This window comes from Aliiruegeria haliotis, from assembly GCF_003003255.1.
Taxonomy (GTDB): Bacteria; Pseudomonadota; Alphaproteobacteria; order Rhodobacterales; family Rhodobacteraceae; genus Tropicimonas; species Tropicimonas haliotis.
The window spans coordinates 137,343-163,821 of sequence record NZ_PVTD01000010.1 but is presented as its reverse complement, the minus strand read 5'-3'; the positions used below and the strand labels follow the sequence as shown (position 1 = coordinate 163,821).

The following is a 26,479-nucleotide window of genomic DNA, read 5'->3' as shown; positions in this document are numbered from 1 at the left end:
CTGGCGCCGTTGGCCGCCGGTTTGGTTCAAATGGCGATCAGCCGAACACGGGAATACGCAGCCGACAAGGCTGGAGCCGAGATCTGTGGCAATCCAATCTGGCTGGCCGACGCGCTGGAACGGATCCAGGTCGGGGCCTCTCGGATTGACAACGATGCGGCAGAGCGGAACCCAGGGTCGGCGCATATGTTCATCATCAATCCGCTTCATGCCCACAAGCGAGACAGCCTCTTTGCCACGCACCCATCGACCGCCAACAGAGTGGCAGCGTTGCGCGCGATGGCGGGAAGTGTACCTTCCGGCGGAGCAAACGCACCATGGGAAAGGACGGTCAGGAAACCAAGCGACGGACCTTGGGGCTGAGGAGGACCCTTGGCCTTTCCAAGGTGCCTCTGGGCAAATTGGCTTTCTGAAGACGATCACTAAAAATCGCAGCGCTCGTTTTTCCGAGCGCTGCATTCTTAGGTCGCTCAGCGCCGGGGACGATCTTCACGTTTCAGGTGTTCAGCGAAGGACATCTTCGCGGAGCCTCGGAAATCAGCCCGGCGTGCCACCGATTGCACAGCGTGAAGGGACATCTCTTTGCGGGTGCGCTCGCTCCAGCGATGGCCAATCCGATCCCGGATCATGCGGATTTCCCGAACCATCTGCCGGGCGAATCCGTGTCCGCCAACATAGCGCTCGAAAAAGCGCAGTTCCTCGGTCACGAAGCGTTCGGCTTCTTCCCGAGCCGCATCGCGATTGAGGCGCGAGGACTGGCGCAGAATATGTGCGTGCCATGCCGAGGCAACATGACGGACGATGCCTTCCTCGGGTTGTTGCCGGTCATTCTGAACTGCGGTCGCGAAACTCAATCCAATCGTGGCTGGATCGGTACGAAGGCCTCTGCCCGTTTCGGCGCATGTGCCTTCGGCGAAAAGCGGGAAGTTTAGGTCGGAGCCAGGCTCGCCTGCCGGACAAGTCACCTTCAAGACGATGTCTCGCGCGATACCGTCGGACAGAGCACCAATCATCATGCTCAGACCATCCAGGCTTCGGCTGGGCTGGGCGAGTCCAAATGCCTCGACCCGTACACCAGACGGGGCGTCAATCCGAAGAATGGTTTCTTCTGCGGCAGCTTCAAGGACCTCGCCGAGTTCACCGAGCAGAACGGAGGAGATCTCATCGGCCAGTTCCGCGTCGTGCATCCGACCGCCACCGTGTTCCGCGATACCCTGAAGCAGTTGTTCATCGTAGCCATCACCGATTCCGAGGGTCGAAGTGATGACGCCACGTGTCCGGAGTTGTCCTGCGTGTTCCGCCAGTTCCATCGCATTGGAGATGCCACGATTGGCATGTCCATCGCTGAGGATGATCACGCGAGCCCGCATTTCCGGATCGCGCTCTGCGACGCGACCGGCGCAATCGACTCCCGTGAACCAACCCTCGGAAAGGTTGGTGCAACCGCGCGTTTGCAGGCGCATGAGTTCGTTGTCAATCTCCCGGATTGCTTCAGGCGTGACTGAGACGGCATCGACATGGGTGATGACGTCGTCGGCAAAGGACACGAGCGAAATCCGATCACCTTCATTCATCCGGGAAATCAGGCCGCGCGCCGCATCCTTCGCCGCTTCAAGCTTGCCGCCGCTCATCGAGCCACTGGCGTCGATCACCAGGGCAATGTTGAGGGGTTTCCGTTCTTCAATCTTCTCTTTCTCAGGCTTGCGCCCTTCCAGAGTTACCACGAGGTAACGAACCGAGCCGCCTCGTTCCCAGACGAGATCGCGGTCAAAGGTGGCGGTCAGTTTCAGTTCAGCGGTCTTTTTCATTATCTGCTCCTCCTGTGGTCAAGATCGTACGGATCAGGTCCGCGAGCTGTTCAAACATCGCGCGTTCTCGCGGGTTCAGCTCACCACGAACCGAAAGCTCGATGTCCGGGGTCACGCCGATGCGGTTCCAGAACTGGGCGCGGGATTTCCTTGGTGGCAGGGACCGCACCTCGGCTTCCAAAGCGGCCAACAAACGCTCGATGTTGGCCAGTTGCGCAGAGTCCCGTCCCCTGATCCGGCGGCGCAACATGGCTGCCTTCTTGTCGAAAAGGTCCGGCTCACCAACTGAGTCCTCTACGGCGGGGGGGGGCATCGAAAACGAGGGTCCAAGCGAAACTTCACCTTCTGGATCCTTTCGAGACCGTTTCGGAAAGCTGCGTGAAACGGATCGTGACGGTTCTTCCAAACCCGCCGTTCTACGGATCCGGGAAAGGTATTCCCGTGCAGTGGAGGTCTGAGCTCCAGGAGTGGGCACTTCCGCCGCCCAATCCCGGATCTGGGCCTCGTCTGCCAGCATCAACTGCTTGCGGATATCGGCCAGCGATTGCCCGTGAACGTCCTTCAGCGCCCGTACGGCCAGCGCGCGGACGGCGTTGATTTCCGGGTAGCGAGCGCCGCGACCCGGCTTGTACGGAGGTGCCAACAGGCCCTCGCTGATCCAGGATCGTAGGGTCCTGGGCTCGACGCCGCAGCGTTCGCTAATCTCTTCGAGTGTGAGTCCATTTTCATTCATGCCGACCGTAGATAAAGGCGACATAGCGACATGTCAATAATTAGACATGGCGAAATGTCGTGTTCTCCGGAAGTCATTCGACTAACTCTCTCGCAGAACGCTAGTTGTTCGATTCAGAAGAATGCAAGATCGCATCGAAGAACGACTTCCAACGCTCGGGACTGCGCCTCTTGGATATGTCCACGGTGGCGACGTCGAGGGGGATATTTGAACCGGTTATTTTCCAGGCTCTCTGAATGCCTTCTACTGCACCAAGACCCGCGTGATGCGGATAAAGAAGTATCAAACGAGGTGTCGCACCATGGGCAGAATAGACATGCCCGTAGGCAAGCATCTGGTAGACATCAGATTGCGCGACGCCGAGTTTGACGGGATCAGTAGGGTCGAGTTTCTTCCACTTGGTGTCAACGATTGCCGGGCGATTTGAACTCTCGACAACGATGTCCGGGATCGTCCGAAACAGGTTGTTCTGCAACACGTGGTGACGGGCATGTTGTGTCCTAACGATATCTCCTCTCAGAACCTGCTTTGCTCTTGCCCCAACGTAGGCTTCGAAGAGGTTGTTCATCGGAAAGAGCAGCGAAGTTCCAGTGACCTTTCCTGAGGTCGTGTTTTGCCAGTTTCCTGCTAACAAAAGCCTCGCAAGCGGTATCAAATTGGCGTACGTCGCCATACTTCTGTCGTGGATGATCCGTTCATCCAAAGGACGCTTGGATTCTCCAACCGCTTTGAAGCCATCCAGGATGATCTGAAGGGTGTGCAGCGTGTCGTAGCGTTTCGTGATGCCCAAGAGACGACGTACAGTTGCCTTCAGAAGCCTATTCAAGGGCGTGTTTTCCGACAACTCGTCGAACCGACAATGCAGCCGCGTTGGTGCAGTGGGACGCCGGGTCAACTGCCTTCGGATATCTAAGGCACCACGCAGCTGAGGCAGTTCATCTTCATGCTGCGAGTACAGCCGCTGAAGCCCACTCTTCATGTTTTGGGCCAGGCGCTTGGAAAAGAGTGCTATCAGCAGCTCCAGGATGTCCCGCTTCTGAACCTGCAACCGGGCCATCTCGCCATCGGAGATCCGCAATTCATGTGCGACGGAGAGCATCCTGATCAGAGATTGGCGACATTCGATATTCGTTCCGTCGATTTTGGGAAGGATTTCCACGGACCGCCCCTTGAAGGTCATCACTCCGCAGACTTGCCCCGCACGTAGTCCATCGGGGACTTGAGTCAGAATACTTCCCTCTGGCAGCCTTAAGTTCCGAGCAGCTTTGCCTGCTTGCTTGAGAAAACCATCGGCCTCTTCCTTGGAAAGGCCCTGAGCTCCAATCGGAATGGTCTGCCATTCCTGACAGACCATGGCACTCCGGACCGCTCCCAGGCTCATTCTGCGATGACTTCGTCATCAGAGGAAGCGGAGCCAATTAACTCCTCGTAGGCCTCCGGTCCATACTGCCCGGACACCAAGTAGGAATCCACGAACCTGTAGCGTTCCTCTTCGTATCCCTCGGCCATTCCCGGCGGTGGGACGATTTTCTTTCGACCAATAAAGCCGTCGCCGCCACCGAGAACGGATCGAACGCTTCTTAAGTCTTCGTGGAAGTACTCCTTCAGCAATGGAACGATCTTGTGGGCCATGACAGAATCCAACTGTTCGATATCCTCGACGCCAGTGAAGTATCCATGACCGATCAGATGGTCAGATCCCAGAAACCACTCTAGACGGCTGTTGATTGCATTCAGCAACGCCTCCAGTGGTATGTCTTCGACGATAGTATCGCCGAGGATTGACGGCTTCGGTGGCAGTTCCTTGAAGCGAAACCGGCGACGCAGTGCCGTGTCCAGAAGTGCAATGGACCGGTCCGCTGTGTTCATCGTTCCTACGATGTGAAGGTTGCCTGGGAGAGAGAAGGCTTCACCAGAATACGGTAGGGTAACTGTCAACTCGTTCGGCGCACCTTTGCGTTTGTCCTCTTCCAGTAGAGTTATCAACTCGCCCAGAACCTTCGAGATATTCGCTCTGTTGATCTCATCGATGATCAGAACATGGGCTGGGTTGGGAATGTCAGACGCAGCAGGATCGAGGTATGCGGCGAGAGTGTTCCAATGGATCTTGTCCGGAACAAGTTGGTAAACTGAACGCTGCGAAAACTTGCTTTGGTAGAGATCGTCGACTTCAATCCCGCTCTCGTCATCGGAGATCCACCGCCACTCCACAGGTCGCCGATGCGGGTGCAATCCATCGGCATCAAAAGTGTATTCGCCGGTGATGACGCCGACAGCACGAGCGCGGAGATTTCCCTGACTTGCTACGACGATGTCCCCTGTTCGCATCGAGTTGCGTAGCTGGTTGATCATCTCGATGTTTGCGTTCAGCTTGTTGGCATCCTGCTCGCCTGGTTCCTCTCGCCAACGATTCTGAATCGCACTCACGTCAGCGTACTTGGGATCGGACCAATCAATCCGACCGCCCCATCCGAGAGAAACGAACCCTTTCTCGTAGGCCTCTCTTCGAATTGGTTCGTCTTCCGGACTCCAAGCCTGACCGAGAGAAACCTTGAAGACCCGCCGATTGGAGTAGTCCGAGGTGCCACTCGTGGTTGCTGGTCTATGCCGTGCTCGCTCCGCGATGCGTTTCAGAACGCCTGGTCTAGGTTCGAGGCGAAAGCCTGAGGTGCCGCCTTCAGCCTCGCCATCTTCAGCGCTTCCATTCTCTGGCCGGAGTCCTTCAACGAACTCCTCGTAGCTGTAGCTCTGATGAAAGGTCACAAACTCAATGCGTTTTTCACGAGTAAGTTCCGTGTAGCGCGCCATGATCGCGGAACGCTCAGTTGGCGCTGACCCGTCGCAGATTTGGACAGCGAGGCGAGCAGTTTCATAAGTTTTGCCGGTCCCAGGAGGCCCGTATAGGATTGTATTGAGAGGCTGTGTATCGAGCGGTTCAGTTAGATCAGCGGAACCTGGTGGGGAGAGTTCGTTCCGGGTGTCCGCCTTTGGCGTCCGCCACTTAGAAACCATGCCTTGCTGGTAGTAGTCGAGATGTAGTCCCGTCTCGCTCTCAAGTCGTTCCCGAAGGCCAAACAAGCCCCGATCTACGTCTACTAGGGGCATCTTCCGAACTGACTTTGGAGAAATGCTCTCAAAAGTTGATAGGATGCGATGCTTGTCCCGCGTCGAACTGATCCGTTCAAAAGTATCGGGAAACACAAGGTTCGCCAAAATATGGCGAAGTTGACGATTCTTGCCCTCCGGAATGTCATTCAACCAAGAAGCAAAAACCCATGGATCGCCGAGGAGTCTATCCCGATCCTGTTGATCACGCGCCTTGAAATCTTGCATTGCAGCGACAAGGAAGACGATCTCCCGCCATTGCTGCGTGTTGTAAGCGGCACCGGTGGCTCCCAGACCGTCAAAGGTCTCATCGGACAACAGAGGATGGCTTGAATCCAGTGCTTCCCCCGACCAGTTCCAGATGCGCTCGACAGAGCGCCGTTTCGTCTGTGGTGAAATCCGAGCTGGAAAGACCATCAAGACCCAACGAACTTCAGCCATCAGCTGCTTGCACTCAGGCGACGCCTCCGACAACTGGACTTCCAGTTTCTCAAAAAAGTTACCCTCGCCTTCGTCGAGATTCTGAACAAAATGCTGATCTAGCTCGTTAAATACTGGCCTGGACCAAAGCTCCTTTCCTTCGGCAAAGAGGGATCCGTCCAAGCGAAGGCATTTATCCCGCCAGATCTCGGCGGCTTCGTAAACTGGAGCGGATTTGTGGTGGGGGTTAAATCTAGCCAAGGATCGTTCCCTTTCGCGGCGAGTGGACATCTTAGGAAGACGAAATGTCGTTCGATAGCTTCATGTACGAGGCGGACCTTCAACGGGATCATTGCCCCCTCCAGTCCTTTGCATTTGGGACCTAGGGTTAAAGAAGCGGAAAATCCTTTGCGAGCGTGCCATCTTCTTTGGATAGTTAGCCAGGCGGGCAGTTGCGTAGGCTCCTCTCATTTCTATTGAAGCTGAGACCCTACCCGCAACCGTCGCATCGCCGCTAAGCCACAACTTAGCCGAGTGAGGTCTACTAGTTGCAAGTCTCACAGACCGACTTCATGAACTTCCTGAGATGCCCAAAGTCGCTTTGGCTGCTGAAACTCAAGCCAGAGGTCTACCCGCATGGTGAGTTCTCGGACTACGCGAAAAAAATCGCTGCTGAGGGCTACGAGGTTGAAGGTTTTGTCAAAGACCTGATCGCATCTCGACCGGATGCGACGGCCTTTTCCTTCCAATCGGCATTCCAAGCGGATCGTGGCCTCTACGCGCGGGCGGATTTCACCCGCGACAACGGAAACGGCACCATCAACCTGTACGAAGTTAAATCATCGACAAGCGTCAAGACAGGTGGCCAACACAACCAGATCAAGGATGTCGCGTTTCAGAAGATCGCTGCTGAAGAGGCTGGAGCAAGAGTCGCCAGGGTCTTCATCGTTCATCTCAACAGAGACTACGTGCGGGACGGGGAAATCGATCCGGAGCAATTGCTGGTCTTTGCCGATGTGACACAGGACGTCAGCGAAATCGAGGCCACGGCCCGCTCCGAAATCGACAGCATGCTCGAGCTGTTGGGTCGCCACGAAATCGATGAGACATCGTGCGATTGCCTCAATCTCTCCAAGGGTAACCACTGCGACTGCTTCGACTATTTCAACCCAGACATCCCAAAGCCGTCAATCTACAGCCTTCCGAGGATCAGCAAGTCCAAGCTACAAAGGTTTGTCGCCGAGGAGCGCTTCGACCTTGATGTGATTGGCCTTGACGAAGTCACCGACAGACAGGCGCCAGTTTTACGGGCAGCTCAATCGCGGTCACCTGTTATCGATCATGCAGAGATCGCGGCGTTCTACTCGAGGGCTGAGTACCCGATCTACTTTCTTGACTACGAGACCTACAGTTCCGCCATCCCCCTCGTTGACGGTGCCCGCCCGCAAGCTCCTATTCCGTTTCAATACTCTTTGCATATCAAGCGAAAGCCAGACGACATCGAGTTGGAACATGTTGAATACTTGGCGGAGTTGCCCGCTATGCCACTGGCTCTGATCGAGCACATGGAACGACACATTGGCGGAGTCGGAAGCGTCGTGTCCTGGCATGCCGCTTTCGAGAATACACAGAATCGGAGTATGGCGGGTCTCTACCCAGAAAAGGCAGCGTTTCTGAGCAACTTGATCGACCGCACGCTCGATCTCGAAGACCTGTTCAAGGAAGGCTACGTCGACATCGCCTTTGGTGGTTCGACGTCGATAAAGAAGATCTTGCCCGTATTGGCGCCCGACCTCACCTACGAGGGCATGGACGTCGCCAGTGGAACCGATGCCATGGAGTCATGGGCTCGGTTCATCAGCATGAAGGATGGCGTCGAGAAAGACGAGCTTAGCGAGGCAATGCTGGAGTATTGCAGGCTAGACACCTATGCGATGGTCAGGATTTTCGAGGAAATGGAACGTCTCTGACGCTTACGCGGTGGCGCGCCTGCGCGACGTGTAACGGGCGGCCACCGTCGATAATCAAACGGGAATATACGGGTAAATCGGCGCGGCTGAATACGAGGCGGGCCGTGCGAGCGGGGACTGGTGTGAACGACGACACAATTCAAGCAATTCTGGATGATCACGAAGCAAACGGTAGCGACAACTGCTGCGACGTGACCGTTGTCTGGGCCGATGGTCTTGCACGACCTTTGATTGAGAAACAAATCGAGGTCGAAATCCGAGCGCTTCCTGGCTTGGGTGATGCGTCAAATCTCGGCTTCCATTATCTGAAGTTGGACGATAGAACCGGGGTACTGGTCACCGGCAGCGATATGCCCGGCTTCGTCACGGCGGAGTACGATGCCGAGGCGCCGCAGTTCGACCTCGGGGACCTACTGCCGTTCGAAGATGCAGAGTAGGCTGAGCGATCCAGCAAGTTCATGCTAGCTGTCAGAAGCTTCAGCAGGTGCATTCGCGACCAGTTGAATGAGCTCTAGGCCCTAGACGGAGCAACAACGGCTCGACAGATCAGAAATGTTGGAGCCAGGACACGCACCCACGCAGGGCGATCTATAGCGGAAAGGACATCTGCGCCTTTCGGCTCGTTTCTGCGATTTGCTCGAAACACAGTTCGAGGCGGTTCTCAGCCTTCAGAACGACCTGTGCTGCTGCCCGTGCATCTTCGCCAGCGTCGTGGTGGGTGAATTCAAGACCGAGGGCAGTCTTTAGGTGTCCCAGCCCGTGCCCTCCGTGGCCCTTGAACTCCGGCCATGCCTGCCGCGCTATTCTCACGCTGTCGCTCCAACTCAGATCGGGTGGCGGAAGGCAGTAGACCTTGCAGGCCGCAGCAATGGCCTTTCTGTCGAAGTTACTGTGCTGCACCAGGTGATGCATGCTTAGGAATGGGCGTAGAAACTCCCAGATCTCGGGAAATGTAGGCGCCCCCGCCACCGTATCCGGGCCAATTCCGTGCAGCTGAACGTTGAAGGCGGCAAACCGCTGTTCGGGGTCAACGTAGCTGGCCCAGGTCTCGATCCGGTTGTCATTACTTACACAAGCCAGGCCGATCTGGCAGATGCTGCCGCTGTCGCCGCAGGAGGTCTCAACGTCGAGCGCGATGAAACGAAAGGGGCCGGTCGGCAGCGCTTGGGCGTCTGGTACTGCCATGATCTGTTGAACGCTTTCGTGTGTTGGCCCGCGATTTCAGAGACCACTGTATTTCAGAACTCGCCAGTAATCGACCGGGTCGGATCAGGTCTCTCATGTACGCCTACATCAGGCATGTGGCATCGATTTCAAGTTTCGCGCCTCTCGGCGAAGTGATCAAATGAAGAGCCCTCCCGCGATTGCGTGACTTAAATTTTCGGGCCTGCACCCCCACCTACTCGCTGATCCTGCTGCAACAGAGATCAACGTAGATCAGATCCCGAAATACGGAACGCAGACATTGTTGGAAATCTCTTGGCACGACGGGCATCGCCGTCCCCACTATGATGAACTGATCAAGCGCGAGCTCGCGTCTTTCACGTATCTGGATCGACCAGCTGACTTGATGATGCACTTCATCGACATCGGGTGCGGTCTATGGATTCACCTTTCGGGTTGCGCCGACAAAAACCTGATCCGCGCAGAGTTCACCGAAGAAGGCCCGGCGCGTTCGGAGATAACAATCGCGTTCGCGGCGTGATCATATGCGATCTGTTCTCACAGTCGCGATCAGCTCCTTGCCATTCCTCGGTGGGCTTTATTGATCGCCCGTAAAGGACATTGAGCTCCAAGGCGGTGACTTCTGATCGCACAGCCCAATCCATCGTTCGAGACTTCACGCGTTCGAATTGGTCTGGCGTCATCTCTTCCATGACGCCCCGCATTCCGGAGCCCATGACGATATCCCACCAACCAGTGGGGTGGCTCAATTTGTGAAAGCCCGGTTCCTCGGTCACGACCGCCTGCTCAGCTCCACCATTTCGGAGCAGAGTCTCTAGGTCGTTCTTGCTGGAGACACGATCCCCAGGAGAGTGCTCAGAGAGCAGATCGGGACGCTCTTTTCTGACAATGGCCGACCATTCCGACATCGCCGGTTCGAGTACGTTCTGCCCCCAGCAAGTCACCGCAAGTGTGCCACCCGGTCTGAGCAGAGACCAGAATCTGCGAACCTGAGCATCCATGTCTTCTACAAAGAAGATCGACAGGGAGCTGACGACCGCGTCGAAGGACTGTTCCGGATAGTCGAGCGAAGTCATATCTCTGCACAGGAACTCGAGATTCTGGAGGCCATTCTTTGCAACCTTTTCTCTTCCCAGCGCCAGAAGTGGCTCAGACAAGTCGATGGCAACAACCCGTCCGCTAGAACCGACTGCTTCTGCGGCTGGAAATGCCGATGCCCCACTTCCGCATCCTGCATCCAGGACGGTTGCGCCATTGCCAATTCGGGCCAGACTGATCGTGCGCCGTCCGATGCGATCCCAAAATGAGAGAGAATCTGCTTCAAAGTGGTCAGCAGCAGCCTCAAACGCGGATCTGATCTCCCCTGACACCTCTGGTTCCCTAACCGTTTCCTTTTCCTTCAACAGATGGGTCGCGTGCTACCATCCCTCATGAACTCTATCACTATGGAATGGACTTCGGGCAAACCACATACATCCGTGCCGGAATGTTGATTCTGCTCGGCTAGAATACGTGCCGCGTTGGATGCCGCAGATCAACTAAGGTGTTCGACCAAGCTGAATTCCGACAGAGCGGTCAACTGCAAGCTACATCTTCAGGTTGCTCTTGCGCGCTGCCGTGGCCTAGTGTCGATAACCTCGTGAAAGGACTATCCAATGGCAGTCGGCTCTTTTCCTGCTCACGTCGCTTTCGCAGAGGGGATGCGTCTCAATCGCCTCATCTCTGCTGTTCTCAAGCACGACGACCTGTTTATCCGGGTCGGTTCTGGCGAGGAAAACGAAGCGACCAGCGACTGGACCCGCGACCGCGCAGAAATCCAAGCCGCCACTGCAAAGACCAATCGCACATACTACGATGTGGGGCGCAATGGTGAGGAAGTCGGGCGGATATGGTTGACGCTCGGCGCGGCGGGCGATGTGGTGTCTGATTGGTCATGGGCTGACGGTTCTGACGGTGCCGAAGCCCTGATGAACCAGCTCGTCGCAGTTTAAGTCACAACCCAATGCCATAGAGAGTCCAGATCAAACGGACAGCTACCGCTACCACACCTCTCTCTCTAGCAAAGGGCGCGAAGTGGGCGCTCTGAGCATCTTATCGTTGGGTCGTCTTGTTTGCACCAATCCCAAGGGCGTAGGCTTCCTCCAATGCAACAAGGAGCGGATTGGCTGTGGAGTTCGACTTCTCCAATTGGAAATCAGGGTCTTCGGCTGGGTCCTCGAAGTCGGATGAGGACATCTGGGAGGCGGTCCAGTCTGTACGGCCAGTTATTTGGCTGCTCGGGAAAACCGGAGCAGGAAAGACCTCTTTGATCAGCGAGCTCACTGGAGTCGATACGCTCGAGATCGGAAACGGGTATGTTTCTTGTACGAAGCAATCGGTTGCCTATGACTACCCGATCAATAGCCCGCTGATTAGATTCCTGGACACACGCGGCCTTGGCGAGGTTGGATACGATCCGCGCGAGGAAATCGCGCAATGTGCAGGACGAAGCCATGCCCTCCTGGTTGTCGCGCGCAAGGATGATCCGGTGCAGGGAGAAATCGCCGAGGTATTGACGGACATTCTGGCAGCGAGTCCCGAGACGCCAGTCGGGGTGGTCCACACCGGAGCAGACCTGATCGATAGCGAACAGGAAAGACAGCGAGCGCGCTTGTCCAATCAGACGACTTTTGAGAAAGCCGCCAGGACGGACCTTCCATCGGCCCAGACCTCGCTCGGAAAGGACCCTGATACGAGCGAAGTCCTCGACCTGCTCGCACGATGGCTCCCACTGGTCGCATACTCCAAGTTGCGAGAAGACGGTCGCGACGCTGAATCCGAGGCGTTCAAGGCTGTCAGACCGACAATCCTGAAATTCGCGACCGCAGCAGGCGCTGTCGACGTTGCACCGGCTGTGGGGCTCATTGGTGTCCCGGCTATCCAGGGCACTATGCTTCGAAGCCTCGGCAAACTCTACGGAACGGAGTGGAGCCGAAAGATGACCTTGAGCTTCGCAGGCACACTTGGCGCAAGCACAGTGCTTCGGTTCACTGCGAGTCTGGGAGTTCGTCAGGCCGCCAAGCTTGTGCCCGGATGGGGCCAGACAATTGGCGCCGCATCCGCTGCTGCAATCAGTTTTTCGACGACCTACGCATTGGGGCGGGCGGCTGCCTACTACCTGTTCAAGAGCGTTCAGAACGAGGAGGTTACTCACGAAGAGCTAAAGGCCGTATTCCAGACGGCACTCAGAGGTGCGGAGCATGAGACAGCGCAGAAGGATTAGGGAGCTTCTCCTGAAAGCCGAGGTTGTCCTGGCCATTGTCGGCGTGGGGCTCCCTCTTCTGGCGGTATTCGTATTGGGATGGGTTTGGCTAAGAGAAAACGGGCTGCTGCTGTCCTTCGTCGCAACGCTAGCTGGCTTCGTGGTCCTTGTGGCGATAATCCACCGGGCTCTCGGAGCTCAGAGTACAGATGATACACCTCAGCCTTCAGCAGATCTGACGGAGCTGCAAGTTGCTCCGGATCCAGAGTGGAATGACCGCCAGAAGACGGCCTACGAAGCCGTATGCGCCCATATCGCGGAAAAGCTGGTTGACCCAATTGAGGATGTGGGCGCCGCCCAGGACCTCGCTGCCTCTGTCATAGAGACGGCAGCAAGGCAATTCGAAGACTCTCGAAGGGATTGCTTTGACGCGACACTTCCAGAGTTTCTTCTGTTCACCGAACAGGTCCCAAGCCGATACCGGCGCATCCTCAAGAAGCATGTTCCTTATATTGATGCGATTTCCCTGTACCGCCCGGCACAGGCATGGCGAAACCGACAGTCCGTGAAAAACGCATCTAAGATCGGTACCTTTCTGTGGCGGGGTCAACGGTTCCTGACGAACCCGGTGCATGGCGTGATCAGCGAGGTGTGGAAGTCTTCACAGGACTATCTTTTGGTTTCGGTCTCCAGGGAGCTTCAGCTCGAAATGCAGCGAGCTCTCTTCGAAGTCGTTGGCCAGGTCGCCGTGGATTTGTATTCGGACAACCTCCGGCTGTCCGACCAGGAACTACTTGAAATCCAACTTCAGGAGATCGCAGGGGACAGGCGTCGTCTGGCTCGCCCCGACAGCGCGCTGAGAGTGGCATTTGTCGGTCAGATCAGTTCGGGTAAGTCGAGCCTGATCAATGCACTGACCGGCGAAGACATTGCCGAAGTCGATGTTCTGCCGACGACGGATGCGCCAACGATCCACGAGGTTCTCATCGAAGACGCGAGCTTCCGAATCCTCGACACGCCCGGCCTGGATGGCAGCACAAAGGTTTCGAGGCGGGTGGCAGTTGAGGCGGCAGACGCCGACATCGTTGTCTGGGTTTTGAGAGCGAACAGGCCGAGCCGGGAAATTGACAGGATTGCGCTGGCCCTGTTCCACGGACACTTCGAAAACGAACCGGAACGCCTCGAACCGCCAGTTCTGTTCGTACTCACATTCATGGACAAACTTGCCCCAAACTGGCCCTACGCCGAACACGAACTGCCACGCGACGTGCGGGAAGCGTTCGAAAACGCGTGCAACGCCGCCGCAAAAGAGTTGGAGATCCAGAGACCGATCCCGGCCTCGACTGGCGCAATCTCCTGGAACATCGCACCGGTTCGCCGTGCCTTGATCGGGCTTTACGCCGATGGTTTGAAAACCCAAAGGAATAGAGCGCGAAGGGAAGCCACGGCGGGGGGTATCGCGTCCAACTTGAAGCGGTCGGGCAGCGGGGCCTGGGAAGTGATGAAGGCTGGTGCACGCATCGCCAAGAAGGGCGTAAGCGGAGACGATGGATCCAATTCATCCGGACCGTGACAGTGTTTCGATGCATCTAGCTGCACCAACTACGGTACGTTCAAACCGCTCCGCAGTTCTGGTTTCTGTTTCGCAGTTTGTCGAGACATCCAGCGCTTGAACCAAGGTAGTTTGGCATCGCAGCCACCTGGCAAACCAACCAAAGAGAATGTCCGCTTCAAGATAGAGGCATTGCCTCCCCAGTCAAATTTCCTGTGAAGGAGAGAACTTGCCGATCTCAAGGACATACTTGTCGCAATCCGTTCGTGGCGCGATCCAGACCAGGAACGCTAGTCGACGGTGATTTGGCACACGCGCAAACCATTCTGGCGAGACATCCAAAGTCAAACGTCCTTCGCCGCATCATCTCAAGTCCAACAGCCCAGGTAGTTGACCTGGTCTACGGAAGCATTGGGAGCAGCACGTTGACAGCCAAACACCTGCAAATCGAACTCGACAAGCTGCTCTCGGAATTGCGCTCTCTCGGGATCGCACCCGATGAAGTGGCTAGTTATGCGGGACCGCAGAAGTCGATCCGACCGGTGAAACTCGACCGAGAGTTGGCAACCCGTATCTCTGCTGCCATCAACTCGGCCATCACTGCCTTGGACGAACCGGAAGAACCTCCGGTGCCGCTCTTGGCCCCAAACGATCTCAGTGCCCGGCAGAAGGAGATCCTGTCGTGGGTGGCTCTTGGTAAATCGAACTCCGTAGTTGCCAGCATTCTCGGGATCTCACCGCATACAGTTGATACGCACTTGCGTCGCGCCTTCGAGCGTCTCGGCACTACTGACAGGACCGTTGCAGCGATCAAAGGAATCAATGCTGGCCTGATTTCCACTGGTGCATTGAAAGCGGCATGAAGAGCGGTAGTGTGGCCACCGTAGAGGAACGGAGACGGTTCGTAGATCGATCCAATCCAATCGTCTCTCGTAGCGTCCGAATGGGCCCTCGTTATTCTCTGCATATTGTTGAGATCGCGCTGTCGAATAGCAAGGTGCCGGACCAGTTTCTTGTCAACCTAGCGTCCGTAGCCCCAACCGTTCGCTACATTTTGAAGGATGGGCTTCTATTGATTCCGCCTGAAACACTCGATCTATCGAGTGACTTGGCTCAAAGCGTTGTTGGCGTCTGTTCCCGCGTACCCAGCTTTCGGGACTGACGTCGCTTAGCGTCGAACCTGCCGTTTTGGGTGTCATCTCTGGCTTCCTTGACTTCGCACGCTAATGAAAAACGGGTTCTTTCCCCAGGCGCCAAGCCGTTCCATACATGTCATCCAGACGGAAGCCGATGTCTTTGAGGTAGGTTTGCTCGTCCGAACTGGTCGCGCCAGAAACCAGCAGTCGGACGTAGAGTGCACGAAGCTCCCAGAAGTTCATCCGGGCGAGATCACGGTCCCGCCAATCGCATTGTTTCTCAGCCATGGCCGGGAGATACACTCACCCACCGATTGCTGAAGTCCCGTTGGCACGGGACAATCGAGGAAACTCAAACGTCGCTCAAGCGCGCGACTCCTGTCCTCACGGCAATCGAATAAGTTAACCGGAGCATCTCAGTACCAATTGATTGTCGACGGTTATCGGCGTCTGAGAGTGGAGGCGTATCGATACCCGTTCTGGGCGCGGCTGGTTTATCGCCGCATCCTCCCGGCGCGCGGTGGTTCTGGCAAAGTGAATGGGTACGTGTTGTGTCATCACCGGTTGCCCCGCGCGCCGATTTCTCTGAAGCGTTTCTGCGAAGAGTTACATTTAGCTTCCTTCTTCCGCCCGCATTTGGCTTGGCGTCTTGCCTGTCCATCGTCTGAAAGCGGTGCTGAAGGAACTGGCATCTCGGTATCCCAACAGGAAGGCGATTTCGGTCAATGAAAGGTCGCTATCCTTTATGTAGTCACGCGCGAGAGCCTGTCGCAGATTCTCGATCACCAACTGGAACTTCGTCCCTTCTTCCGCCAGCCGCCGTGCAAGGGTTCGTTTGCTCATCGCAAGTTCATTGGCAATAGCATCCTGCGTTGCTGTGCCATTCGTCAAACGGTCTATCGCCAGACGTTCAACTTGCGAAACCAGGTTGGATGGAGCGTCTCGTTTCCTCCTAAGGATCTCTTCGCAGTAGTTCTGAAGAATATCATGCAGCCGGTCATCGGCAGTTAATAGCGGGAGCTCGAGATCTCTGTCGCGGAACCGGATCATGTTTCGCTCTGCGCCGAATGCCACTGCACAACCGAAGAACCGGTCGAAATCCTGCACATGTTCATTGCGCGGATGGTTAAAGGTCACTTCCAGCGGGTGCAGGTCTCGCCCGGTTAGCTTACGTGCAGCTGTGGTCAGACTTGCTGAGTTGAACTCAAGGTTCTGCCGGTGCCGCGTCAAAGTCGGAACGCGAAAATGCCAAGTCAGGATGCCACGGCTGTCCAGATCCGAAGTATCCAGTTCGATTGCATCGCTGAACACGCGCCGATATCGCGCAACGTTTCGGATCAAGTCTGCAAGCGTTGGGGAGGCCATTCCAAAATAGGTGATCAAACCGCCGAGCCGCATGTCCGAGGTCTGGCCGCGCCGAAAACCCAGAAGGTCGTCGCCCGTCATTTCGGCTGAGGCTTCCCAGATCGCAGCGATCTTCTCGAATGGCAAAAAAGGCTCCGTGCTCTCCAGTTCTTGGGGACGAATACCAGCGTCCGCCAACAGCTGTGAAGTTGGGTAGCCCTTTCGCGACAGATCGTTGATCAGTTCCCTGGTGCGGACTGCGTTATGCGTCAAGACCGACAATCCCAAGACCCTCTCCGCGAAGCACTTTCACCGGTTCCGACTGCCAAGACTTAGGTTTTTGGGGGGCGGACGCCCGTTCTCCACCGCCAAGGCTGAGTCGTCCCTCAAATCAAGTCAGAAGTTCCACGCAACAGAATTACCCTCGCAAGCGAAAGTGACAAGGGTTCACTGTCGTTAGGCTCTCAATGTGCCGAGTGTCCACAATCAAGGCGGTTCTGGTTCCACATTTGGCAGTTCGGGCACTACTCTGGCAATGCGCCCTCGACCTCCTTCACGCGTGCATCAAATGCACCCGGTGCCGTCTTGAGGAAGTTCAGAACGAACGCCACTTGAGACTTGGCCTCGTCTGACAAATCGCTGCTTGCCACGGTCTCGTTTGCCTTGTCGAAGTCGATGCCGTCGTCGGTCAGGATACCGGTTGCTTTCCAGTCCGACATCATCTTGTCCAAAGCAGCTTGTGCTTCGCTCGATGAGCTCGAGATCCGCTCGGACAGATCGGCGCTGGCGGCTTCGAGTTGACTGGCAATCTCTTCTGCCGACTTGCTCAAGTCCTCCGCCAGTGCACCAGTTGCCTTGTTAGCGGCGTCCTTGAGAGCGTCGGCGGCATCTTTGGCGGCGTCCCCGGCCTGCTGCGCAGCTTCTTCAAGCCGTTCTTCGGGTGTCGGCTCAGGCTGGTTCATGAAGAAAAACAAGGCAAACACTATTGCCCCGCCGATGATCGCTCCGATCAAGACTTTCATTAATTGCAACCTTCTGAATTGGTGTTGGCTTGTTGTACCGGTGTATTGAGCCCGAGACGGGCAGCGACCTAGTCTTGGTACGCCCCTGCTGAGTGGGTCAGCTCATACGAATGGCTGTAGAGCTCGAATATGTTCCCAAACGGATTCTCGCAACCCGCCTCCGGTCCTTCTGGCGTCGAAACATGATCTCGATCCTGTTTCGACTTTTGTATATCCGTCATCGGGTTTTTCCTGGTGATGTGTGATTTGAGATGGGCTGCGTCGAGATCTCTACGGAGGCCCATGCTAGTCCCAGTCAGTTCTCGCAACCTGCGCAAGTATCTCGTACTCCTCGTTCAGCAAGACCATGACCAGGTGATGAGCAGAGACCAGCACCGCACTCTCCAACAGACCAATGAATGCAGCTTCGGCTTGCATGATGTTGTCAGCTCAGAATTTGCGGGTAGTAGCGATTGGCCCGATGGAGATCTCGTCCCGATCACGTTCAAACGACCCCGTCATCTGACTGCAACCTCCGCTTCCTCCGAGGCGCCCATCCGACCCAAACCGCACGATCAACTCCTCGTCAACCGGACGTTCTCCGATCCCCGTCGCGCGCCACTCCGAACCCTGCAAGTCACAGAGGATCGCGCCCGCCCGAAATCCGTCTTCGTAGGAGCCTTCACCCAGGTATCGTCCGGACGACCAGCCGACGAGGCGATCAAATCCTACCAGGCACCATTCCTTTGAGAGACCGGCCTCTCGCACCTCATTCGACGCTTCAGACCACTCCTCAAAAGTGAGGCCGCCTATGCAACCGAGGTTGGCAACGCCGCCTGCATCATGCGGTAGTTCACCGATCTGCGGATGCTCCGCAGATGGCCCTGTTCGCAAGTTCAGTACGTCGTCCGCCGCCACGTCGATGACGCTGAAGTTGTCAGGACCGTCAGCGTCAGATTTCACCGGACCGACGAACGCCACCACAAGCGGAACGAAAAGCAGAGCTGATGCTCCCCAGTTACTCATAGCGGTTCTCCTCTTGGCCCCTCCTGGGACGAGATCGCGCAGCAATCACGGCGGACCTGCAATCCATATTACGAAGCCGCTTCAATGGTTAACTGAGTTCCGCCAAGATCCCTGAATGCGCGCTGGCGGCAGGAAAACACGATAACCTGGAAGTCCAGCGCCTGACGGTTGAGGGTGTCGAACATTGTCTCGATGCGTTCATCGTCTGTGTAGACGATAGCATCATCAAGAATGACCGGAGCCGATCTGCCGTCTTTGGCCAGCATCTGGGCAAACGCCAAGCGAACGAGAAGCGCGATCTGTTCGCGGGTTCCACCGGAAAGCACGTCGAAATCTTCTTCGGTGCCACGCCGCACAAGTTTGGTCGGCATGACAGTTTCGGCGTCGATCTGAAGTTCGGCCTCTGGCCACAGCAGGTCGATCAGAGGACGCAACTCGCTCAGCACCGGCTCGACATAGCGTTCGCGGGCCTCTTCCCGTGCCGCATCCAGAGCTTCGAGGAGTTTGCTGAGAACGGCGACTTCGGTTTCGACAGCCAACAGGGATGCTTGCGCCTGCCCGCGCTTCTCTTCAACGTCAGCCAGCTCCTCTTCGACAGCATCCGACGCCGACGCGCGAATGCGCGTGTCCAGTTCCGCCAGTCGAACACGTATGTCTTCGACCCTTATGCGGGAGTTCTCGATGGCAGTTTTCGCGCGGTCCCGCGTGATCTTCAAAGCCGATGCGTCGGGAGCATCGGCTTCCAGAACGACGCGATCCTCGGTGGCTTTCGTCAACTCTGCCCGAAGCCCTGTTACTTCGACCTCCAGTGATGCGGCATCCGCCTCAGGATCGGAAATGCCTTCTAAATTCTGCGTGGCGCGGGTTTGTCGTTCCATTGCCGCCGAAAGCTCCGCCGACGCACGTGTTGTCTCCTGATGTGCGAGATCCTTCGCGGTGCGCGCTCGCTCCAGCTCTACGTTCGCGTCTGACAAGGCATCAACGGCTGCGCCTTCGGCCTCCTCGGCCTCGGCGACAGTCGGCAGGTTAACGTCGCTTTCGGCATGCTCGGGAATTGCGGCGATCAGGGTTTGAAGCGCTTCAATGCCATCCGGTGCCGCTGCCTTGAGGTTGGCTGTTGCATTGCGAACGCGATCCTCCGCCGCAACCCGAAGTTTGGCGGCCTCGTCCAGAGATGCCCGGTTTCCATAACCAGCGGCGTCCAATGCAGCAGACAGGTTCGTCTCGGCTTTCGACACCGCATCGGTGAGGGACCCGGCGCCAGGTTGCACCACCATGCGCCCAATCCCGTCGAGGTCCAGCTCCGCGCCGTCTGGCAAGGCTATTCGGGTGGCCTCCTGCAACGGTTCACTACCTTTGCGCACGCGGCCATCACCTGTGTAGGACAGAGTGATGGAGGGCGCCGAAGACTCAGCACTGATGCGCGCAACCTCGACAGCTTGCGAAAGCTCCCTGACCCGTTCGACCGCCTTCTGGTTGGGTCCCAATGCGACATCCGCTTTTGCCTTCTCCAGTTCGGCGCGTGCGGCCTCGGCAGCAGACAGCTTGTTCTGGAGTTCGGTCCGGCGCGATTGGGACGTCGCAGCGAGCTGCGCTCGAGTTGCGGCCTTTGACACCGCACGTGCGGATTCAGCGGCTTCGTTCGCCGCCTTTTGTGCACTGGTCGCTTCAGAAAAGAAGGTATCGGCGGCTGACAGCCGGTCTTGTGCCAGCTCCGCCGATTTCTGGGCAGTTTGCAGGGCCTCTTCCGCTAAATTGCGTTCGGCGATTGCTTTCGTCAGCCGATCAAGCCGTTCCTTCGCACCATCCGCCTGGGCCTTGGCCCGTGCCTCTGTTTCCCGCGCACCATGGAGTATTTCCGCAGCACGCTCGGCATCTGCCAGTGCGGCCTCTGCCTCCCTGAGAGTGGCTGCCCTTCGATCCTTCTCTTTCGGGTCCTCTATCTCTTCCAGTTCGCGGCGAAGGCGCCGACGCTCTCCGAGGTCATTGCCCAGGTCTCTGACGGCAGACTGCAAACCCGCATGGCGTTCTTCCAGTTCCTGGAGGTTCTCCTGCGCTTGCGCCAGATCGCCGTCCTTTTTCGGGCGCCCGGTGCTCGTGAGATAGCGAGAAAGCGAATCCTTCACACTGGCGCGGATCGCATCCATCCGGCGTCCGCCGGTCATGGCTTCTACCTCGCCTGTGACCGAAGACAGAAGGTCCCGACGCACGTTCTGCTCATCGCCCTTCTCCTCCAGGCCCACGAGACCCTGGCGGACCCAAAGAAGGCCCGCCGGACCACCTGCCTTGGGGGCCTTCAGGATGTCTGCGAGCATCGCCTCTGCCTGATCCTCCTGGCCGACAAGTACGTCGTCCTTCCAGAGTTTGACCTCCTTCCGGCTCGCTGCGCGGCTCCAGCGTTTCAGGAGTTTCCAGCGACCTGCTGCCGTCGAGAATGAAATGGTCACCTCCGGATCGCCGCCAGAATGCGGGATCAGGGAGGCAACATCGGCGCGCATGGATTTCCGGTCCAGGAAGAACGCCGCATGAAGCGCATCGAAGATCGTCGATTTGCCATGCTCGTTATGTGCGGAAAGCACATTGAGACCGGGGCCGATATTGGTGATTTCCACGGGACCTGTGAAACGGCGAACATTATCTAGGCGGACGGAATGGATCTGCATCACACATCCTCCTGGGAAAGATTCCAAAGCCGGTCGAGCGCCCTCGCCGCGATCTGTCGGTCATCTTCGCTGGCGGTCTCATTCTCCGCTTCGATGCGGAGAGCGTCCGCTGCGCTTCGCAAGGCACCGCCTGTCGCAATGGCATCCAGATCGCCAGCCTCAACCTCGGTCGAAAGATCATCCGTGAGCAAGCGGAACAGGCCGAAACTGTCGGCAACGGACTTGCCCGAAGCGATCAACGCGCCCTTCTCGGGCAGACGAAGCGTGCCATTGGTTCTGACTGTCAGGAGCAGGTCTCTGCGTTTGGCAGCATCCTGCGGAACATGACCGGACAAAGCGGTGTTGACGTCGGCATCCGGGGTGAAGTTCAGGTCCACATCCTGCCAGTCGAAACGACCGGTGTCGACAGTTTCGACATGGGGAACTCCACCATCGAGTGTCACCACAAGGCAGGTTCCCGGACCGTTGTGCTTGAACCGATCTCGCTCAGGTGTTCCAGAGTATTGTGTGCGCGGGTCTACGGTCAGGGCCCCGTGCCAATCGCCGAGTGCGAGATAGTCCAATCCCGCACTGGCCGCACGATCCGGGGGAATGATGTCCCGCGTATCCGCGTCCTCGTGAAAACTCTGAACTCGGCCATGCGCCAGGCCAATCCGAAGCGCACCTTCAGGTGTTGCAGCTCCGGGCATCCAATCGGTCAAGTCGCGACCCGGAAAGCGATGCGGAAGCGGTGCGGGGAGTAGGAAGACCTGGGGAGCGATTTCGACTGGCTACGGTTTCGACAGCACTCGGACATTTGGAGGTGCATCTGCCTCCACACGTTCCCAAAGGGTTTCGGCGGCGAGGCTGTCGTGGTTGCCGGGAATGATACACCAGGTCAGGTTCGGATCGGATCCCATCGCTGCCAGTGCCTGGACGCGAACATTGTCCGATGGTGTTTCCGTGTCGAACGTATCTCCGGCCACCAAGACATGGCTTGCGCCGTTGGACCGGGCAACGTCCGCAATCCGTGCGATGACCTCGTGGCGTGCTTCGACCAGACGACTGCGGATCGTATCGGGCATCGTGCCAAACCGCTTGCCGAGGTGAAGGTCGGATGTATGGACGAAGCGAATGCTTGGCATATGCAGCGGTCTCACTATTGGCGAATGGGTCCAGGCTAAGTGTGATGAGAAAGGTAATTTTTCTTAAAGAGATTACCTGTGGCGCAGGTCCGGGACAAAGTTTTCCATCGCCCCCAACGCAACTTCTGCCGCAAACCGAGACCAAGATCTGCACCGCCTGAAAACATCCCGGTAGAAAGCAACCGGCCAACAGTTTACATCGCGCCTGCTGTGTTTCTGGCATCGCAAGACATGGTGGTTTATTTCCGTTCCGGAGCAGAGCGCTGATCATCTGTTGCAGCTGCCGCCGGATGTCTTTTCGAGACATCTTCCGGTGTCACTTCTCGAATGTCAGCACGCGGCTTGGTTGGAAAGATCGACCCGAGTGCCGTGCGGTTCGCGGGTGTTTCGAGCTTTGAACGTTCTCTCGAAGGTTTCGCTTTGCTTCTCCAGCTGTCAAAAACAAAGTAAGCAATGATCGCCGCGACTCCGACGACTGCAATAGGCCATTCCATATCTTTCTCCTGATGGTCGTTGGTCCGTCACAGCCGTCAGCAATACCGCTCCGGACCTTCCCACTGCGATTGGGTGTAACGGTCGCCGTGTGCCCATCCGACCGGAAGAACCTCGTCAATGCGTTGACGATCTTCCTTCGAGAGATTGAGTTCCGTCCCGCGAAGCAACTCGGCAAGATGGTTTGTGTTCTTGGTGCCGGGGATGGGCAAAACGTGATCCCCTTGAGCGATGAGCCACGCGATGGCCAATGCAGCAGCGGGTTCACCCATGTCTGCTGCAAGACTCCGAAACCGGTCGGTTGCAGCGATGTTGGCGCCGTAATTCGGTTCGACAAAGCGCGGATTGGACTTCGTGAAGGCCATGGATTGTGCACGCTCGTAGCTGAACGGAGCATCCGTGAGAAATGCTCGGCCAACAGGTGAAAACGCCACAAGCGTTGTCCCACGCTCGGCGCAGGTCTGGATCAGACCCAGTTCGGGTGCGCGTGTTGAAAGCGAATACTCCGACTGAACCGCCGCAATCGGGCATTCCGTGGCCGCGCGTCGAAGCGTGCTTGGGGCAATTTCGGAGAAGCCAACGGCCCTTGTCTTCCCTTTATCGATCAGACGCTTCAGCGTCCCGCCGACGTCTTCGGGGCTATGGGTGCGGTCGTAGCGATGGACATAGAAAATGTCGACATGATCGACCCCAAGTCGTTCGAGGCTTTCATCCAGTGACATCTCCAGATGGTCGGGATCGTTATTGAAACGACGCTCGGGATCTCTTGTGATGCCCGCCTTTGTGGCCAGGACCACCTCGTCTCTGACGCCGGGGTTGGCGCCGAACCATCTGCCGATGAGTTCTTCGGAGCGCCCGTTTCCATAGACATTCGCCGTATCGATGTGGGTGACACCTGCATAGCGACACGCATCCAACACCGCGTGGCTTTCCTCGACAGTTGCGTCTCCGTAGAGACCTGCGAATGACATCGCCCCAATCCCAAACTGCGAGATTTGCGGCCCATCGGAGCCAAGCTGTGTCATTTTCATTCGAACTACCCCATCAAGTTCGGTTTAGATTGAAGTCCCGAGTGCCGCCAGTGTTGCAACAACTGGAGCCCCAAATTGAACGCCATGTCCACTGTCTGGCCGGAGATCCTGACCTGGCTTCCCTTAACGATTGCATTGGCGATTGGATGGGCGGGGCACAGGATCCTGGCCTTGCCGTTTTTGGCGATGACGGCGTGTCTGGGTTGGTGGTTTGGATTTCTCAGCCCGATTTCCATTCTTCTGTTCTCGGTATGCCTTGGTATTGCCGCATGGCTGCCTCGACTGCCGAAGGGGTTCGTTCCATTGAAGCACATCCTGCTTATCCTGCTGTGCTTCATCTTCGGCCTAGAAATGATTTCCGGTGTCGAACGCATGCCCATCGCCATCGATGTCCAAACCGGACCTGCAAGCGTTCCATTCAGCTACAGCATAGGGCTCGAAAAGCCGTTCGCGTTTTTCGTGTTGCTGTTTGCCCTGCCGGAGCTTCTGCTAACTCCGACCCGAGCCGACAAAAGATTTGTGGCAGCGGGACTTCTTCTGCTTGGTGGCCTATTCGCGCTTGCTGTCTTAACTCAGACAGTCCGTTGGGAACCCAGCATCCCCGAATGGCTGCCGGTTTTCATTGTCGGCAACCTGCTTCTGACCTGCCTTCCCGAAGAAGCTTTCTTTCGAGGGTATCTGCAACGTGAACTGGCTGCCCGGCTGGGCATCTGGACCGCGATTGTAGTCACAAGCGCTTTGTTTGGTTTAGCCCATCTGAGCGGCGGGATAGTCTTGGTCGTTTTTGCCACTGTTGCTGGACTGGCCTACGGTCTGGCGTACCAGTTAGGAGGCGGGTTGCGCAGTGCCGTATTCTTTCATTTCGGGTTCAATATCGTTCACCTCACCCTGTTCACATACCCGGCTGCGGCAGGCTGATCTATATCGAAATCTGGAGTTCATGCCTTACGGAGTATTGGACTTGGTCGGCTTGTGACAACGCCGCGACCCAACTTCATCTACTTTTGCGAGTTAATGCACATCAGGGCTCCCGTTCGAACGCGTCCCTCAACTCTTCAAGGCAATCACCGAACTCGTCTGGGTATCCCCAACCCATCTGCCCATCGATTCGTTTGAATTCCTTCTCCAGAGAAGGAAGGATTTCATCCACAATTTGATGATCTTGTTCCTTCAACAGGCGGTCTGTGATCTGCCTGACCATCGTGCACATGCTGTCGTAGAAACGTTCGTCGATATCACCGAACTCCAACGTAAAGTCGTTCCCACATTGGACATAGTAGGTCATCAACGTCAGCACGTCTCGGACGTTGCCATTCGCCTTTTTGAAATCGCTGATCGCTTTGCGACCCTCGGAAAGACGAACCTTTTGCTTCCAGGGTTCCTTCGGACTGACAGCAGCACGAATGCGCTTCTTGTAGGGCGCCAGCTTTTGCTTCGGCGTCGACTGTTGTAGCAATCGAGCGTTCAGGAATGCCGCGTTTTCCGGACACAGGCGATACAAGTCCTGAACGAGACCGACCAACTGCTTGTCCGACCATCCGGAAATGATCTGTTTGATGTCTATCCATGACGGTTTTTCGAAAGTCATGCCTTTTGTCGCTCAACACTCTGGCGTGACAGTCTGGCGACGGCGCTCCGGCGCGGACGAAGCGTCGCCGGTTATGCCGCCTGAGCAGCGTAACTCCAGGGTATCAGTTCGTCGAGGTTGGTGAGCCTCGTCAGTTCCTCGGAAGCCGTCTGTTCGAGGATGGGTCTGGAACCGCGCGGCAAGCTGATTGTCAGATGTGCTGACCCGGAGGCCGTAAAGGACGGTCGCATGACGAAGCAGGCTTCCGGGCTTGGCCACCGAATGGACGGGATCGATGCAGGTGCTACCTTTCCGACAACGACATGTTTTTCAATTTCCGGGGCCTGAAGCGATGCTGCAAGACAAAAGGAAAGACCTGGACTCGGAGCGGCAGAAGAGGCTGCTCAGTCGAATGGTTTCCGAGCTTAGCCGATCTAGCCCCGATTTTTACTATCGACCGACCACTGAAATCGCACTGGAACTAATGAACTACATTGCCGATGGCGCAGATCTCAACGTCGAGGAACGCACATTGCTAGGACGTCTCAATCGGCGCGACATCCAGGTTCTTTTGAGTATGAACTAGCATCAGTCCGAGACACCAAGCGTTCGAAAACGCCTTGCACCTCTGTCTACCAACGAACCTCGCGCGCTCATTGAGTATCGATAATAGTTCATCGTCGATGCCGACGTCGCTGAGGTAAGGGAATGGCTCAACTCAGCCTGACCGGAGTTCATTCCGAAAAAAACGGCGACACCAGGGAGGGGGGTGTCGCCGTCTGTTCCGGAAACCGAGGGAGGAGGAGGGGCTTCGGAATGATAGAACTGTTAGTGAATGCGGGCTGCCGCTTCACAGGCCACGTCGCGGATGTCCAGACTGCTGAGGTTGATATCGGCCAGTTCCCGTTCAGACATCATCGACAACTCGTCATAGGTCCGGCGGTAAGCGCGCTCGCGTTCGATGCGAAGATTGACGCTGTCGATCAAGGAGCGGAGCCAACCGGTGCTAACGTGGAACTCGGCGCTGGGTGTGGCAGAAACGTAGGCCATTTTCGGTATCCTCAGAATGTCCGGAACCCTG

The 26,479-nt window shown here is 56.7% G+C and carries 25 protein-coding genes and 1 pseudogene; 8 read left to right on the top strand and 18 right to left on the bottom strand.

Annotation, left to right across the window (positions count from 1 at the left end; genetic code table 11):
- Nucleotides 1–363, top strand: a 363-nt coding sequence (locus CLV78_RS19415; RefSeq protein WP_146136734.1) for a M48 family metalloprotease, incomplete at its 5' end; no start/stop codon positions are given.
- A 107-nt stretch (nucleotides 364–470) separates the two neighbouring features.
- Here the strand turns inward: CLV78_RS19415 and CLV78_RS19410 are convergent.
- The 4 genes from CLV78_RS19410 to CLV78_RS19395 form a co-directional block, all read right to left on the bottom strand.
- Complete coding sequence (locus CLV78_RS19410; RefSeq protein WP_106207136.1) at nucleotides 471–1,808, bottom strand: vWA domain-containing protein; 1,338 nt, start codon at nucleotides 1,806–1,808, stop codon at nucleotides 471–473.
- A complete protein-coding gene (locus CLV78_RS19405; RefSeq protein ID WP_106207134.1) occupies nucleotides 1,792–2,565 on the bottom strand; it encodes a helix-turn-helix domain-containing protein in 774 nt (257 codons plus the stop codon). The genes CLV78_RS19410 and CLV78_RS19405 overlap by 17 nt, the downstream gene beginning before the upstream one ends.
- Nucleotides 2,566–2,641: 76 nt before the next feature.
- Nucleotides 2,642–3,922, bottom strand: a complete 1,281-nt coding sequence (locus CLV78_RS19400; protein WP_106207132.1) for an McrC family protein — start codon at nucleotides 3,920–3,922, stop codon at nucleotides 2,642–2,644.
- On the bottom strand, nucleotides 3,919–6,327 hold the full coding sequence (locus CLV78_RS19395) for an AAA family ATPase (RefSeq protein WP_245925181.1): 2,409 nt from the start codon (nucleotides 6,325–6,327) through the stop codon (nucleotides 3,919–3,921). The genes CLV78_RS19400 and CLV78_RS19395 overlap by 4 nt, the downstream gene beginning before the upstream one ends.
- Before the next feature lie 311 nt (nucleotides 6,328–6,638).
- Here CLV78_RS19395 and CLV78_RS19390 point away from each other — a divergent pair, with 311 nt between their 5' ends.
- Both CLV78_RS19390 and CLV78_RS19385 read left to right on the top strand, forming a co-directional pair.
- Complete coding sequence (locus CLV78_RS19390) at nucleotides 6,639–8,036, top strand: DUF2779 domain-containing protein (RefSeq protein WP_106207130.1); 1,398 nt, start codon at nucleotides 6,639–6,641, stop codon at nucleotides 8,034–8,036.
- Nucleotides 8,037–8,158: 122 nt separating this feature from the next.
- Nucleotides 8,159–8,473, top strand: a complete 315-nt coding sequence (locus CLV78_RS19385; RefSeq protein ID WP_106207128.1) for a hypothetical protein — start codon at nucleotides 8,159–8,161, stop codon at nucleotides 8,471–8,473.
- A 151-nt stretch (nucleotides 8,474–8,624) separates the two neighbouring features.
- Here the strand turns inward: CLV78_RS19385 and CLV78_RS19380 are convergent, their stop codons facing one another.
- The gene (locus CLV78_RS19380; RefSeq protein WP_106207126.1) at nucleotides 8,625–9,221 is read right to left on the bottom strand and encodes a 3'-5' exonuclease; all 597 of its coding nucleotides are present in this window, start codon (nucleotides 9,219–9,221) and stop codon (nucleotides 8,625–8,627) included.
- Nucleotides 9,222–9,688: 467 nt separating this feature from the next.
- On the bottom strand, nucleotides 9,689–10,591 hold the full coding sequence (locus CLV78_RS19375) for a class I SAM-dependent methyltransferase (RefSeq protein ID WP_211301041.1): 903 nt from the start codon (nucleotides 10,589–10,591) through the stop codon (nucleotides 9,689–9,691).
- A gap of 285 nt (nucleotides 10,592–10,876) precedes the next feature.
- Between CLV78_RS19375 and CLV78_RS19370 the strand changes: the two genes are divergently transcribed.
- The 4 genes from CLV78_RS19370 to CLV78_RS24615 all read left to right on the top strand — a co-directional run bounded on the left by CLV78_RS19370 (nucleotide 10,877) and on the right by CLV78_RS24615 (nucleotide 14,877).
- Entirely contained in the window at nucleotides 10,877–11,212 is a 336-nt protein-coding gene (locus tag CLV78_RS19370; protein WP_106207123.1) for a hypothetical protein, read from the top strand.
- Nucleotides 11,213–11,388: 176 nt separating this feature from the next.
- Complete coding sequence (locus tag CLV78_RS19365) at nucleotides 11,389–12,483, top strand: YcjF family protein (RefSeq protein ID WP_211301040.1); 1,095 nt, start codon at nucleotides 11,389–11,391, stop codon at nucleotides 12,481–12,483.
- Complete coding sequence (locus CLV78_RS24820; RefSeq protein ID WP_106207119.1) at nucleotides 12,461–14,035, top strand: GTPase family protein; 1,575 nt, start codon at nucleotides 12,461–12,463, stop codon at nucleotides 14,033–14,035. The genes CLV78_RS19365 and CLV78_RS24820 overlap by 23 nt, the downstream gene beginning before the upstream one ends.
- Nucleotides 14,036–14,439: 404 nt before the next feature.
- Complete coding sequence (locus tag CLV78_RS24615) at nucleotides 14,440–14,877, top strand: LuxR family transcriptional regulator (RefSeq protein ID WP_245925180.1); 438 nt, start codon at nucleotides 14,440–14,442, stop codon at nucleotides 14,875–14,877.
- 885 nt (nucleotides 14,878–15,762) lie between these two features.
- On the opposite strand, the gene CLV78_RS19345 is transcribed toward CLV78_RS24615, so the two are convergent.
- The 10 genes and pseudogenes from CLV78_RS19345 to CLV78_RS19315 all read right to left on the bottom strand — a co-directional run bounded on the left by CLV78_RS19345 (nucleotide 15,763) and on the right by CLV78_RS19315 (nucleotide 23,771).
- On the bottom strand, nucleotides 15,763–16,782 hold the full coding sequence (locus CLV78_RS19345; protein WP_106207113.1) for an AraC family transcriptional regulator: 1,020 nt from the start codon (nucleotides 16,780–16,782) through the stop codon (nucleotides 15,763–15,765).
- Nucleotides 16,783–17,018: 236 nt separating this feature from the next.
- A complete protein-coding gene (locus CLV78_RS19340; RefSeq protein ID WP_106207111.1) occupies nucleotides 17,019–17,516 on the bottom strand; it encodes a hypothetical protein in 498 nt (165 codons plus the stop codon).
- A 68-nt stretch (nucleotides 17,517–17,584) separates the two neighbouring features.
- Nucleotides 17,585–17,665: pseudogene (locus CLV78_RS24610) on the bottom strand (glyoxalase); the annotation flags it as partial.
- 136 nt (nucleotides 17,666–17,801) lie between these two features.
- Nucleotides 17,802–17,933 carry a hypothetical protein gene (locus CLV78_RS24815; RefSeq protein ID WP_281261156.1) on the bottom strand — a complete coding sequence of 44 codons (132 nt, stop codon included), beginning with the start codon at nucleotides 17,931–17,933 and terminating at the stop codon, nucleotides 17,802–17,804.
- Nucleotides 17,934–17,945: 12 nt separating this feature from the next.
- The gene (locus CLV78_RS19330) at nucleotides 17,946–18,566 is read right to left on the bottom strand and encodes an META domain-containing protein (protein ID WP_146136733.1); all 621 of its coding nucleotides are present in this window, start codon (nucleotides 18,564–18,566) and stop codon (nucleotides 17,946–17,948) included.
- A 23-nt stretch (nucleotides 18,567–18,589) separates the two neighbouring features.
- A complete protein-coding gene (locus CLV78_RS19325; RefSeq protein WP_106207107.1) occupies nucleotides 18,590–21,184 on the bottom strand; it encodes an AAA family ATPase in 2,595 nt (864 codons plus the stop codon).
- The gene (locus CLV78_RS24605; RefSeq protein WP_245925178.1) at nucleotides 21,184–21,885 is read right to left on the bottom strand and encodes a metallophosphoesterase family protein; all 702 of its coding nucleotides are present in this window, start codon (nucleotides 21,883–21,885) and stop codon (nucleotides 21,184–21,186) included. The genes CLV78_RS19325 and CLV78_RS24605 overlap by 1 nt, the downstream gene beginning before the upstream one ends.
- Before the next feature lie 69 nt (nucleotides 21,886–21,954).
- Nucleotides 21,955–22,308 carry a metallophosphoesterase family protein gene (locus CLV78_RS24600; RefSeq protein WP_245925176.1) on the bottom strand — a complete coding sequence of 118 codons (354 nt, stop codon included), beginning with the start codon at nucleotides 22,306–22,308 and terminating at the stop codon, nucleotides 21,955–21,957.
- A 239-nt stretch (nucleotides 22,309–22,547) separates the two neighbouring features.
- Entirely contained in the window at nucleotides 22,548–22,802 is a 255-nt protein-coding gene (locus CLV78_RS23705) for a hypothetical protein (RefSeq protein WP_146136732.1), read from the bottom strand.
- Nucleotides 22,803–22,838: 36 nt separating this feature from the next.
- A complete protein-coding gene (locus CLV78_RS19315; protein WP_342751841.1) occupies nucleotides 22,839–23,771 on the bottom strand; it encodes an aldo/keto reductase in 933 nt (310 codons plus the stop codon).
- 144 nt (nucleotides 23,772–23,915) lie between these two features.
- Between CLV78_RS19315 and CLV78_RS19310 the strand changes: the two genes are divergently transcribed.
- A complete protein-coding gene (locus CLV78_RS19310) occupies nucleotides 23,916–24,749 on the top strand; it encodes a CPBP family intramembrane glutamic endopeptidase (RefSeq protein WP_106207103.1) in 834 nt (277 codons plus the stop codon).
- 103 nt (nucleotides 24,750–24,852) lie between these two features.
- Here the strand turns inward: CLV78_RS19310 and CLV78_RS19305 are convergent, their stop codons facing one another.
- Together CLV78_RS19305 and CLV78_RS19295 are read right to left on the bottom strand one after the other, a co-directional pair.
- On the bottom strand, nucleotides 24,853–25,419 hold the full coding sequence (locus CLV78_RS19305) for a hypothetical protein (protein ID WP_106207101.1): 567 nt from the start codon (nucleotides 25,417–25,419) through the stop codon (nucleotides 24,853–24,855).
- Nucleotides 25,420–26,226: 807 nt separating this feature from the next.
- Nucleotides 26,227–26,448 carry a DUF1127 domain-containing protein gene (locus CLV78_RS19295; RefSeq protein ID WP_106207097.1) on the bottom strand — a complete coding sequence of 74 codons (222 nt, stop codon included), beginning with the start codon at nucleotides 26,446–26,448 and terminating at the stop codon, nucleotides 26,227–26,229.
- Nucleotides 26,449–26,479: the final 31 nt, after the last annotated feature.